Consider the following 12881-nt stretch of genomic DNA (forward strand, 5'->3'; position numbering starts at 1 on the left):
ACAGCGCTATGATCATCATATTAAGGAGGATTTATATGAAATTTACTAAACCGTTCGCATTATTTATCGCTTTTGCCATGCTTATCACTATCATTCTTCCTCCCTCTCAGCAGTTGTTTGCTAACGAGAGCAGCACAACCATTCTCATTTCAGATTTTGAGAATGGAACAACGCAGGGCTGGGCGCGTAAAGGAAACGAGTCGCTAACGGTCTCAGGAGATGAGTATCATAGCGGTTCTCATAGCCTATATATATCTGGGAGAAGCGAGGATTGGGAGGGACCCAATTACGTTTTAACGGAATTGTTGGCTCCTAACCGCACCTACTCCATTAGTGCTTGGATGAAGCTATCCCCCGGTACAACGCCAGCTGATATTAAACTTACAATGAAGAGCAGCATTGACGGGGAAGACAACTGGGAGCAAATCGGCACGGCGGATCAGAATGCAGCATCGCAATGGACCTTAATAAAAAGGAATTATACGACAGGGAGCAAGAAGGGCAAATATGATCTTTATGCAGAAGCCACGGCGGGTACTGCCTTTTATTTTGATGATGTTTCCATAGAGCTTGTGCCTGACTCAGAGGGCCCGGTGGGTGATGATCGTCTGCTTATCGATTTTGAAGATGGAACGCTTCAGGGGTGGTTGCCGCGAATCGGACATGAGGCGCTGACCGTTTCCGCAGCCGAAGCCTATAGCGGCAGCAGCAGTATGTTGGTAGAAGGGCGGAGCCGTACGTTTCATGGGCCAGCACTTGAGCTTAAAAATCATCTTCAAAAGAACAAGGAATATGAATTAAAGGCCTATGTTCGATTAAAGGAAGAGCCAGCCTCTGACATCAAATTGCAAATGACGGCCTATAAGAAGTCCGGATCGGAGAGCTGGAATGCACTAGATACCATTACGATTAAGAAATCGGAGTGGCAGCAATGGTATGAGCTTAAGGGACAGCTTAATTACAGCGATTCTCCTTCGGAGCTAAAACTATTCATCGAAACGCCTTACATTACGGAGACTACTCCAGATACGCTATCTTTTTATGTAGATGAAGTAACAGTAGTCCCTGTTTCGGCGCTATCGATTCAAAACGATATCGTGTCCTTAAAGGATTATTTTAAGGATGATTTTCCAATTGGTGCTGCCGTCTATACCTGGCAAATGGAAGGAGCCTATGGGGAGCTTCTCAAAAAGCATTTTAACAGCATAACGGCAACGTATGAAATGAAACCAAAGTTTATTTCCCCAGCTGAGAATCAGTATACATTCGATGCAGCCGATTATTACGTGAAATATGCTCAGGACAATGGAATGGGGCTGCGCGGACATGCTCTTCTATGGCATATTGATGCGGCCGAGTGGATGTTTACGGACAGCAATGGACAGCCTGCCAGCCGTGACTTGCTTCTGCAGCGCCTTCAGTCTTATATAGAGACGGTAATGACACGTTATAAAGGTAAAATATACGCATGGGACGTTGTAAACGAAGCTATTGCTGACAATGGGGGAGATGCGGACGGTATTAGAATTTCACCGTGGTATAATCTCATAGGCCCGGATTACATCGAGAAGGCATTCGAGTTTGCTCGTGCTGCGGACCCTGATGCCAAGCTGTATTATAATGATTACTTCACAGAGGTTCCGGAAAAAAGAGAACATATCTATCAATTGCTAAAGCGCCTCAAAGCTAAAGGTCTGATCGACGGGGTAGGCTTGCAGTCTCACTATGGGTTGGTTACGCCGCCAATTGAGGAAGTTGAAAAGACAATCAAGCTGTTCTCTTCGCTAGGGCTAGATATTCAGGTGACCGAGCTGGATGTTGATAGCGGAGTGAGCATGGGTACGCCTATGCCTGATGACATAGCTGCAAAGCAAGCACATAGATATAAGGAATTGTTTGACTTATACAAAACCTATAAGGACAAGATTTCCTCTGTAACGATTTGGGGACTGCAAGACGAGAAATCCTACAATAATCAGGCTATGCTATTCGATGCGAATCTCCAGGCTAAGCTAGTCTACTGGGGAATTGTAGATCCACTTACACTTCCTATTATTACAAACCGTACGGTATCACTCATGGCAACGCCAACGGCGGGTGATCAGAATTTTACAGATTCTATATGGAAAAAAGCTGTACAGACGCGGCTTAAACGCAGCGGCAGCGAGGCTGCAACGTTCCGTACCTTATGGGATATGGCCAATCTTTATGTTCAAGTAGAGGTTAAAGATGCTACCCGTGACGCAGCGGACAAGATAGAGCTGTTTATTGATGAGAATAATGGAAAGTCAGCGGTTTACGAGTCAGATGATCGTCATCTTACTTTTAATCGGTCAGGTGCTGAAAATGGCGATAGCAGCTATAAAATAAAAGAAACAGCAGCTGGTTATAGGCTAGAAGCCGTTATTCCTTGGAAAGGCTTAGCGCCAGGAGCGGAAGAAATCGGATTCGATATTCGTATTCAGGATGCATCGACAAGCGAGATACTGCCGGTTTATTGGAATGACAGCACATTAAGTCAAGATCTGGACACAAGCAAGTATGGCGTCATTCAGCTTGCAAGTATGCCAAAAAGCGCACAGTCGATAAAAGGCACTGCACGTATTGATGGACAAATGGAAAGCGAGTGGGAAAAGGCAAAGCCATTCGTTGTGGATCTAACTAATAATAACAGCAAAGCAACGGCTCAAGCTCGTTCTATGTGGACGGATAACAGTCTGCTGCTGTTAGTCGACGTAACCGATCCGCTGCTTAAATCAGATGATCCGCAGCCATGGCTGCAGGATTCAATCGAAATTTTTATTGATGAAAATCATCAACGGACATCGACTTATCAATATGATGATGCACAATATCGGATTAATATTGATAATGTAGCTACCTTTGCTGGAAATGCTTCTCCTTCTCGTCTTGAGAGCGCAGTTGTAAGAACAGAGAAAGGCTACCGCATGGAAGTAAAGATCGCGCTGCCTGAGCTTCGTCCGAATACAGATAGTGTAATAGGTCTGGACATTCAGGTGAATGACGATCAGGGGGAAGGAGTGCACAGCACCGCCAAATGGAACGATCCAACAAACGATTCATGGAGAAATACTTCCCAATTCGGCATTTTGACTTTTGCCGAGTCAGAAAAGAACAGTGGCATCGATAATGGCGGTGACAAGCCTGGAAGCTCTGGGCAATCTGGCAGCACTGCTGATCCTGTGATGACCATTACTGAGGAGAATTTTCAGAACGGGTCGCCTAATCAGGTAAGCATCAGCGTGCCAGAAGGTAAGCATCAAGTACGGCTGCCCCTTCAATTAGCTGGTCTATTAAAAGGCAGAGAGCTGGAGCTATCCAAAGGGTCTGCTACACTAACGATTGATTCAAAAGTGCTCCAGCCCCTCATTGATCAGTTGAAGCCTGAATTGCGGAATGGAGCTGAGCTGTCGCTTCGTATGGAGCCTGCTAAAGAAGCTACAGGCAGTCAGCAGCTAAAAGGAGAGCAAGGGTTATCTGCGAAGTTTATTGGCGGAGAAAGCTGGTCCTTCGAACTGTCTTTAATAACGGTTGATGGTCTTGAGATGAAGGCGGGCACATTTGATGGAGCTGTCACCTTATCTTTCTCCTATTCAGCGGAAGCCAATATGAAGAAGTCGCTCTTAGGCATTTACATGCTGAATGAGCAGACCAATAAATGGGAATATGTAGGCGGGAAGAATGACGAAAAAACGAATCTTATCTCTGTTGATCTTGCGCATTTCAGTAAGTACGCGCTGCTTGAATATGATAAGAACTTCAATGACGTTAATTCAAGCCACTGGGTATACGAGCCGTTGAAGGTGCTGTCTGCAAAACAGATTGTGAATGGCCGAAACGCTGCTCTTTTTGCTCCAGACAAACCTATTACGCGAGCGGAGTTTACCGTTCTATTGGTACGCATGCTTGGACTTAAAGAGCAAGGGTCCTCCAGTTTTATAGACGCTGCGGAAGGAACATGGTTCTCGTCGGCTGTTAATGCTGCCTTTCACGCATGGATTGTTAAGGGTGTGTCAGTGGACCGGTTTGCTCCCCTTGCAAACATTACCCGTGAAGAAATGGCGGTTATGCTTGCCAATGCTTATGCATACCAAGCAAAAACGAAACCAGAGGAGTCTAACGTCGAGCTATCATACATAGACAAGGCTAACATCTCGGCATGGGCGAAGAACGCTGTTTCTATTGTTTCTTCGCATGGAATGATGAAGGGCAAGGGTGATTATCGTTTTGTTCCTAGTGAGCATACTACTCGAGCAGAGTCAGTTCAAGCTTTATATAATATGCTCATGATCCTGAATACAAGCAAATAATGAATGGATTTAATGACGCCAAGCTCTCTTCTATAGAAGGGGGCTTGGCGTTTTATTTGTATTCAAATAGCGTCAGCTCGGATATTAACAATTTGTTATCGATGCTTATGATTTATCATAGTAGCGTCTCTAGGTGCCACTTATAATGAGAACAGACGATAGGACAGATAGGGTTTATGTCATTCAAACAGAAGGGAAGCACACAAATGAAGAAATCAATAACGCCAGCAGATGCCCTTGCAGAGACCGCCCCACAGCTGTCTCAACGCACGGATCGCCGCTCCAAATGGCAAAGGGCATTGGTGCTGGATGCGATGCTGCTGCCAGCGGTTATCCTTACTTTAATCTTTGCTTACATTCCAATGTTCGGACTCGTAATTGCTTTCCAAGATTTCAAGCCTTGGCTAGGATTTTCCCAATCCAATTGGATTGGCTTGGAGCACTTTCGTTACCTTTTCAGTACGCCAGAGTACGTACAAGTCATTTGGAATACAGTTATTATAGCCGGAATGAAGATGGTTTCAGGACTCATCGCTCCGTTTACTTTCGCTCTCTTGCTCAATGAAGTGAGAAAGGCGGCTTTCAAACGGACGGTACAGACGCTGGTTTACTTGCCGCATTTCCTTTCTTGGGTCATCTTAGGGGGCATCTTGCTGGACATGCTGTCCAGTGAAGGACTCGTCAATCAGTTTCTAGGCGCGGTATTCGGTTTGAAACCGATATTCTTCCTCGGCGATGGCAATTGGTTCCGATTTATCGTTGTTGTAAGCGATGTCTGGAAAGAGTTTGGATTTGGAACAATCGTATTCCTTGCTTCACTAGCAGGAATTAATCCGTCATTGTACGAGGCGGCGGAAGTAGATGGAGCGAACAGATGGCATCAAACCTTGTTCATTACCATCCCAGCACTTATCCCAATTACAATCGTGGTTGGAACACTATCTTTAGGCAATATATTGAATGCAGGCTTTGACCAAATATTCAATCTGTATAATGCACTGGTTTTCGACAAAGGGGATATTATTGATACGTTTGTATATCGTATCGGTATCATAGACGGCAAGTTCGGATTCTCCACAGCAATAGGGCTTTTCAAATCGGTCGTAGGCTTCGTGCTTATCGTCGCAGCTTACCGCTTGGCTTACAAACTGGCCAATTACCGTATTTTCTAGAAAGGATGAACCGACAGAATGTATCATAAATCGAACACCTACAAATTATTCACAGTGATCAACTATACGTTTCTAGCGATATTATCCATTGCTTGTATTATTCCATTAATTCATATTTTAGCTGTTTCATTCAGTGGGAAAGCGGCTGCGAACGCTAATTTGGTCGGATTGCTGCCCGTTCAGTTCACGGTTGAAGCCTATAGCAAGACATTGGAGAATGAGAATTTTATTCGCTCTCTATGGGTAGCTGTTCAGCGTACTACATTAGGCACGCTGATCAGTATGGTACTCGTTACGCTCGCGGCGTATCCACTATCTAAAGAAGCTCAACATTTCAAACGCAGAAGTATATATACGTGGTTTTTTGTCTTCACGATGTTATTCAGCGGTGGCTTGATTCCCTTCTACATTCTTATTCAAAAGCTAAACATGATGAATACGCTTTGGGTGCTTATCATTCCTGGAGCTGTATCAGTATGGAATATGATACTCCTACTTAATTTCTTTCGCGGGGTGCCTAAGGATTTGGAGGAAGCTGCATTCATCGATGGAGCTGGCCATCTGAGAACACTATTCAGTATTTATTTGCCAGTATCGATGCCTGCAATTGCTACACTATCGTTATTCTCAATGGTTGGTCATTGGAATTCCTGGTTTGATGGTCTAATTTTCATGACGGATCATAAAAACTATCCACTTGCAACTTTCCTGCAGACCATTATCGTACAGCAAGACTTCAGCAAAGTGACGGTGCGACCTGAGGATTTGGAAAACATTTCACAAAGAACCGTAAAGGCTGCTCAAATCTTTATCGGCATGGCACCAATTCTCCTTGTGTATCCGTTCCTTCAAAGATTTTTCGTCAAAGGAATTGTACTTGGTGCCGTGAAGGAATAATGGATTTGCTTCATGAGAGGGGTGTTGCTGCACAGTAGGATTTATATATGATTTGGTTGGAAGGGTCAGAGCAAACCAAATAAATTCAATTGGGGGAAATAAAGATATGCTAACTAAATGGAAAAAGCCGGCTGTTATGGTTATGACAGGAGCAATGCTGATGGCATCGCTTGCAGCCTGCGGCAGCAATAAAGAAGATCAAACAGAAGAAAAGGCCGATAATGATTCCTTTTATTCAGCGAAGTTCGAGAATGGAAAATATGTGGAGCCTGTTTCCATTACGACGGTCTTCCCTATTACAACCAATTTAAAATTCAAAAATGGCGAAAATATTGATAATAACGTTCATACAAAGTGGGCGAAAGACACTTTGGGTATTGATATTAAGTACTTATGGACGGTCAGCGATCAAAACAATGCCTACCAAACGAAGCTTAGGCTGATGCTTACCTCGGGGCAGGAAATGCCGGATATTATTTCATTCAGGGGCGATCCAACGCTGATTGCTGATTTAATTTCGAGTGGACAGTTTACGGATGCAGGAGAACTATTCGATAAATATGCTTCCGATACCTACAAAGAAGCGATGGCACAGGACCCTACGGTTTGGAACCCGTATATGCGTGATGGAAAACGAATGGGAATTCCGATTTTAGAGAATGCCTATAATAATGATCCAGTCATGTATATCCGTGAAGATTGGCTGAAAAAATTAAACTTGAAGGCTCCTCAGACGATCGATGAGCTTGAAACGGTAATGGAAGCTTTTACTAATCAGGATCCGGACGGAAATGGCAAGAAGGATACCACTGCTTTATCCGTTGGCTTTAAAAACAATTTGAATACTTGGATGTCTGAAACAGGATGGGTGTTTGGCATGTATGGCGTAATGCCAAACCAATGGAACGTAGGGGCCGATGGCAAGCTTGCCTATGGTTCTATTCAACCAGAGATGAAGCCTGCACTCGCCAAGCTGCAGGATTGGATGAAGAAGGGCTACATTTCCCAAGAGTCGGGACTGTATGATGAAGTAAAAGCCTCAGAAGCTTTCACAGCTGGCAAATCAGGTATTATTGTTGGCCCTTATTGGATGACAGGCTGGCCAATTCCAGATCTGAAAACCAATGTCCCTACTTCTGAGTATAAGCCATATCCTCTGCCAGCTGGTCCTGATGGCAAGGTTGGCCGTCATGGAACTCCAATTAGCACAGGTGCGGTTCTTATCAATAAAAACATGAAAAATAAAGATGCATTCTTCGTCTATCAGAATTACCTATTTGACAACTGGGCAAACCCTGATGGGGATGGTCCATTCTCTAAAGGCTTCGCGAAAGGGTATGACTATGATATTGGCCCGAACGGTGAGATTTATCGCGAGCAGGATAGTGATAAAATTCCTGGCGGTTGGGTAGATGCCATACGATATACGCTAACCTTTGATGGGGCCATTATTCCTTTTCTTCGTATTAACGGATTAGCAAAACTAGCGAACGGTGAAAAGCCGTCCACGCCGTATGAAGAGACGCTTACGACCTCTATTCCAGAGCAAATGCAAGCGGCGAAGATTGTTGTTGACCAGAAGGATGCTATTATGCCTAGTATGTTTACTGGTACTCCTACGGAGACGCAGCTATCCAAAGGCGATATGCTAAGCAAGCTGGAGAAGGAAGTACTGAACAAAATCATTTATAATAAAACCTCGGTTGATGAATTCGATGCTTTTGTTGAAAGATATAATTCTTCAGGCGGAGCGAAAATAGCGGAAGAAGTCAACAAGTGGTACGATGAAATTAAGTCAAAATAAATAACAGCAAGAAGGGCGGCTCATTCATGAGCTGCCCTTCTTGCTGTTATTTAATTCAACTAGGTCTTATCCCGAAAATCCTGAGGGGTCATACCATGCTGCTCCTTGAATACCTTAATGAAGTATTGTGAATTTGAATAACCGAGCTTATCAGAAATTTCGTATACCTTGTCGGTTGAATTTCGGAGCAAAGCAACGGCATGCTCCATCTTCACACTGAGAATATACTCGCTCAGGCTGCTGCCGCTCAGCTGCTTAAACAGCTTGGATACGTAAACAGGATGAAGGGCTACATAATCGGCTATCGATTGAAGGCTGACTGTCGACAGATGAGATGAAATAAATACTTGGATCTCTCGAATAATTGCTTGTTGTTGGCTAGAAACGTCTTTCTCCAGCTTCTCCTTTAGTGTTAAGGCAAGCTGTTTTGCCCATTCAATAAGCTGACAAAGTGAGCGGAACGTTTGTCTATACATAAGCGCATTTCCCGCTACATCTGACAGGAGAACATTGTTTCTATGAGCTATGTAATGGAAGGAGGACATGAGCACCGTACTTATCGCATCCAGATGCTCTTCCGTTTGCTCGGATAAAGCGCTGAATGCTTCCTCAACTTGGTTCAATCTGTCTTCAAATCCGTCCCATTGGCTGGTTTCCAGCAGATGGATAAACGTAGGTGGATCATATAATACGTTCATGGATCGAATGTAGGATACCTGTGGAGGCTGCTCGGTAAGTGCTAGAAAATAGCCTGTACCGTTTCCGACCTGCTTTCTGATTGCTGTCACTGCATTCTCGTGCATATGGCGAAGATCACTGCTGAATTTTCCCGGATAGGTAAGGATGACCGATATCCCGCCCCCTAAGTATTCATTCACATTACGATGCAATTGGAGTGAACGACTGGTAAGCTCCTTTAAAAGACTTTCAGAGTTCTGAAACCCGTCTGTTTGCTTTGCTTTGAGCGTAAATATAAGATAATCATAAGCATCTCGGCAATGCCAAGTCTCGAAGGAGTCCTCGAGCAGCTCGCAAGCAATGTTTGTCACAGCATATTCGAAAAGCAGCAGGCTGTTTTGGCCATAGCGGTTGAAATGCTCCTCCAGACGAATGACAAGAAGAAAGACATCATCGTCTTTCCCATAGGTCAGTGAGAAGCTGGAAAGCTTGTCGACAAGGGCATCCTCAGAGTAGTTCTTGCCTTGCAGCAGCTCATTAAGGAGCTTGTCCTTCATGACAGGAAGATGCTCCCGGAATGTGAATAACGCCTGCTCGTAGGATGCGGTCTGCTCCATCTCCTTTTTCATGATATTTATCGTTTCTTCAAGACAGAGGCCAAGCTTATTATGATCAAGCGGCTTAATTAAATAGTCTACTACCCCCTGCTTTATCGCCTCCTGGGCGTATTCGAATTCTGCATAACCAGTAAGTAGAATGCATTTGATTGCCTTATTGAATTCTTTAACTCGTGTAATGAGCTCTAGTCCAGTCATTCCTGGCATGGCAATATCTGTAATGAGAATATCAATAGAATTCCTTTCAATGACCTGCAGCGCCTCCATGCCGGAATAAGCGGTATATACCTTTTCAACCCCATATTTGGTCCAGGGGAAGGCGATTTCTAGATCATCGACTACATAAGATTCGTCATCAACTAATAATAGCTGCAGCATAGTTGTCCTCCTTCTTCTGAATTGTAATGATATAACAAGTTCCTTCGGCTAATTTTGATTGAATAGTCAGCCCAGATCTCTCTCCAAAATATAGCTTGAGACGCTGGTGTACATTCCTCATGCCTGTACCTACCTTATTCTCAGAAAATATGCGTTCCTCGATATGCTGATTAACGAGAGCGAGTCTATCCTCCGCAATGCCGACTCCGCTATCTTGAATCACTATACGTAAGGACTGCTCATCCTCTTCCGCACTAATTTTGATATGACCGGGATGCAGAGATGGTTCTATGCCATGCTGAATGCAATTCTCGACAAGCGGTTGAAGGATCATTCTAGGCAAGCGATACATACACATGGATGGTGGGATATCAATAGAGAAGGTCATCGACCGTTTGCGCAGCTGTAAAATGGACAAATAGTGCTCAACGAAGACAAGCTCCTCGTTAATGGTAGAATCAATATTTTCAATTTTTTGAACGTATCTGCAATAAGCACCGAGATGAAGCGTCATCGCAGTTACGGATTCATGGTCCTCGATGCTGGCTTTGCTCTGAATATAATTCAAGCAGTTATACAAAAAATGGGGATTAATTTGAGCTTGGTATTGCTTAAGCCTTGCTTCGGTAACTTCCAGCTCTGCAACGAGCACCTGCTCAATGAGCCGCTGCGTATTCTCGGCCATACGATTAAAGGAGTTGCCAAGCATCCTGAACTCGGTTGCATGAAGATCGATGACACGACTGGAAAAATCGCCGCGATCAAATTTGTCAATAGCCTTCCTTAGTACAATAACAGGTGCCTGAACTTGCCTGCGCAGCACGAGGCTATAAATAAGTGAAATAAGCAGCAGCACAATGATGGAAAATATAAAAAGAATATTATTTTGAGAAATAGGCTCAATGAACTGACGCATAGGGTGGTAATCTATAAAATACAAATCAAGCAAATCAGATTTCATATAGTTGAGCAGGTATTCAGTTCCGTTGTCGTCGACCGATAAAAAGCCGCTCTTGCCCTCAATTAACGGAATAATTCGGCCTGTCGTATCCTCTAGTAGAGGGGAATTACCAGTTTGGATAATCGTTTTGTTAAAAGAATCATAAAGCAAAGGGGTTCCGGATGAGTACTGCTTCATCATTTTAAGTAGATTATCCAAAGACACTCTCGTTTCAATAAGCAATGGACCGATATGGCTGCGGGTCAAATTAGAATAATAGCCTGAACCGTCCTTCTTCCAGTGCACGACCCACTTATTCAGCCGTTGGGAGGGCGGATTATAGGTTGAGAAGGATAATGTACTGTCGGAAGAGACGGTTTCCTTAAAATCTGGATAGTAGAGAGTGATCGTGTTGTTCCAGGATGTAGAGGCACTGTTGAGAGCGAGCTTGTCAATGATAGCTAATTTCGCCTCGTACTTGGAATAGGCATCCCCGAATTGCAGGACATAGGGATATCCTCTGACCGAATGGTCTTCAGACATGGTCGTCGTATTCATAAGGACTTGCTCGAACTGTGTGGAAAGCTGCGAGGTCATGAATTTGACTTCACCAATTTTGTTTTTCTTTAGTTCTTCTTGGATGTCCGTTACATTAAGCCGATATATAATCCAGAAAATAATGATGATTAAGAAGAACATGAGCAGTAGCCCTAGCATCAGCTTTTGAAATATAGAAAGACCAGCATTCATGATTAATATTCCTCCGGAAATTTAAATAGCAGCACCTTCTATTTTACTATATTTTAATAAGCATAGTGGGAATTGTACTAAAAATTAGGCATTAAGCAGCTTGTTTTGCGCACTAAATAAAAGGCTGCGCTAGTTTGAGCGCAGCCTTGTGGAAAATAATAATTTAATTAGTTCTATTTAGCTGTATTTCGTTTGTTACGAATATTACATAGCTGCATCGATGTTTTCTCCATAGGTCTACTTACTATCTACCTTAGGCAAAGGCTTGCCTTGTATAACGAGGCCAACACCCTCCGCACAGACGCCATATTTCTCCCAAGGGCAGGTCGTGCATAGATGACTGATGTCCTCAGGCACCATCGTTTCGGCTACGCGGTCACATATGGATTGCCAGCTTCCTCGCTCAGATACTTCAAGCCCAAGCTTTGCGAGTATCGCTGCATCCAAGCTGTAGACGGTTCCCTCGCAATGATAGGCTTTGTCCGGCGGATACGCTTTGCAAACATCGTCTGGGCCTAAAATAATTTCGATTTCAGTGTCAGGCTTTGCGAGCAGCAATTCGTAAATGGCAGTCATATTGACGCAGAAATCATCTGAATAACCCATACCTCGGTAGCCTAGTAAACAAAGCAGATGGTGTCCTCGTAATCGAATCGTCATAAAAGTACCGCTCCTCATGCAAAAAAATCCTATATGTTAACCATTTTATCATAATAAAAGGTTTACATATAGGATTTTATCTAGTTTCTCATTAGGTTAACGAGCGAATTAGCGAATACGATTTATTTTCCTAAATACTTGTTCTGAACGATGTTCAAATGATGAATCTCATGTCCTGCAATAATATAAGCGAGAGCTCTAGCGGAGATATTGCCGCCATTAGCTACGCCAATGCGAAGCCATGCTTCATCCGACAAGCCGCGCAACAAAGCGAGAGTAGCCCGGCGAACCGAGATGTAGTCCTCGATAATTTGTGATAAAGACCATTCTTGAAAGGTGGCGCCGTTCATAAATTCGTCCTGATCATAGCCGGCAAGAGGTGTCTTGTCACCCCGTGCGATTCGAAGCAAACGGTAGCTCATGACGCGCTCATTATCCGAGATGTGACCGATGACTTCCTTAAGCGTCCATTTTCCTTCCGCATAGCGGTAATTAGCCTGCTCCTCGGGAATATCGGAAAGCAATTCCGTTGTGCTTGCGAGCTGTTTTGTAAGCCATTCCGTAACAGATCCTTCGCCTACTAGGCGGATATACTGTTCATAATAATCAAAGTATTCATCCCGTGACGGTCGTTGTGTCATGCGTAAAGCCTCC

The 12881-nt window shown here is 43.9% G+C and carries 8 protein-coding genes; 4 read left to right on the forward strand and 4 right to left on the reverse strand.

All coding sequences use genetic code 11. From position 1 onward, the window contains the following. Positions 1-35: 35 nt before the first annotated feature. The 4 genes from AB4Z45_RS14435 (at position 36) to AB4Z45_RS14450 (ending at position 8204) form a co-directional block, all read left to right on the forward strand. The gene (locus AB4Z45_RS14435; RefSeq protein ID WP_441910053.1) at positions 36-4331 is read left to right on the forward strand and encodes an endo-1,4-beta-xylanase; all 4296 of its coding nucleotides are present in this window, start codon (positions 36-38) and stop codon (positions 4329-4331) included. A gap of 206 nt (positions 4332-4537) precedes the next feature. Then, a complete protein-coding gene (locus tag AB4Z45_RS14440) occupies positions 4538-5503 on the forward strand; it encodes an ABC transporter permease (RefSeq protein WP_430056687.1) in 966 nt (321 codons plus the stop codon). A gap of 18 nt (positions 5504-5521) precedes the next feature. Further along, positions 5522-6400 carry a carbohydrate ABC transporter permease gene (locus tag AB4Z45_RS14445; RefSeq protein ID WP_441910055.1) on the forward strand — a complete coding sequence of 293 codons (879 nt, stop codon included), beginning with the start codon at positions 5522-5524 and terminating at the stop codon, positions 6398-6400. Between the two features lie 106 nt (positions 6401-6506). Further along, on the forward strand, positions 6507-8204 hold the full coding sequence (locus AB4Z45_RS14450; RefSeq protein WP_441910056.1) for an extracellular solute-binding protein: 1698 nt from the start codon (positions 6507-6509) through the stop codon (positions 8202-8204). Positions 8205-8263: 59 nt separating this feature from the next. Here the strand turns inward: AB4Z45_RS14450 and AB4Z45_RS14455 are convergent, their stop codons facing one another. The 4 genes from AB4Z45_RS14455 to AB4Z45_RS14470 form a co-directional block, all read right to left on the reverse strand. Then, the gene (locus tag AB4Z45_RS14455) at positions 8264-9877 is read right to left on the reverse strand and encodes a response regulator transcription factor (protein ID WP_441910058.1); all 1614 of its coding nucleotides are present in this window, start codon (positions 9875-9877) and stop codon (positions 8264-8266) included. Beyond that, positions 9855-11567, reverse strand: a complete 1713-nt coding sequence (locus AB4Z45_RS14460) for a sensor histidine kinase (RefSeq protein WP_441910060.1) — start codon at positions 11565-11567, stop codon at positions 9855-9857. Before AB4Z45_RS14460 ends, AB4Z45_RS14455 begins: the two co-directional genes overlap by 23 nt. 237 nt (positions 11568-11804) lie before the next feature. Continuing rightward, positions 11805-12227: a DUF1284 domain-containing protein gene (locus tag AB4Z45_RS14465; RefSeq protein ID WP_441910061.1), complete on the reverse strand. Its 423-nt coding sequence runs from the start codon at positions 12225-12227 to the stop codon at positions 11805-11807. Between the two features lie 122 nt (positions 12228-12349). Then, on the reverse strand, positions 12350-12868 hold the full coding sequence (locus AB4Z45_RS14470; RefSeq protein WP_441910063.1) for a DinB family protein: 519 nt from the start codon (positions 12866-12868) through the stop codon (positions 12350-12352). Positions 12869-12881 lie beyond the last annotated feature (13 nt).

Origin of the sequence: Paenibacillus sp. MCAF9, from assembly GCF_052114265.1 — a bacterium.
GTDB lineage: Bacteria > Bacillota > Bacilli > Paenibacillales > Paenibacillaceae > Pristimantibacillus.

Excerpts from the sequence above, each read along its gene's own strand:
- AB4Z45_RS14465 (WP_441910061.1), bottom strand. The coding sequence starts at position 12,227 with ATGACGATTCGATTACGAGGACACCATCTGCTTTGTTTACTAGGCTAC.
- AB4Z45_RS14455 (WP_441910058.1), bottom strand. The coding sequence starts at position 9,877 with ATGCTGCAGCTATTATTAGTTGATGACGAATCTTATGTAGTCGATGAT.
- AB4Z45_RS14460 (WP_441910060.1), bottom strand. The coding sequence starts at position 11,567 with ATGAATGCTGGTCTTTCTATATTTCAAAAGCTGATGCTAGGGCTACTG.
- AB4Z45_RS14450 (WP_441910056.1), top strand. The coding sequence starts at position 6,507 with ATGCTAACTAAATGGAAAAAGCCGGCTGTTATGGTTATGACAGGAGCA.
- AB4Z45_RS14435 (WP_441910053.1), top strand. The coding sequence starts at position 36 with ATGAAATTTACTAAACCGTTCGCATTATTTATCGCTTTTGCCATGCTT.
- AB4Z45_RS14440 (WP_430056687.1), top strand. The coding sequence starts at position 4,538 with ATGAAGAAATCAATAACGCCAGCAGATGCCCTTGCAGAGACCGCCCCA.
- AB4Z45_RS14470 (WP_441910063.1), bottom strand. The coding sequence starts at position 12,868 with ATGACACAACGACCGTCACGGGATGAATACTTTGATTATTATGAACAG.
- AB4Z45_RS14445 (WP_441910055.1), top strand. The coding sequence starts at position 5,522 with ATGTATCATAAATCGAACACCTACAAATTATTCACAGTGATCAACTAT.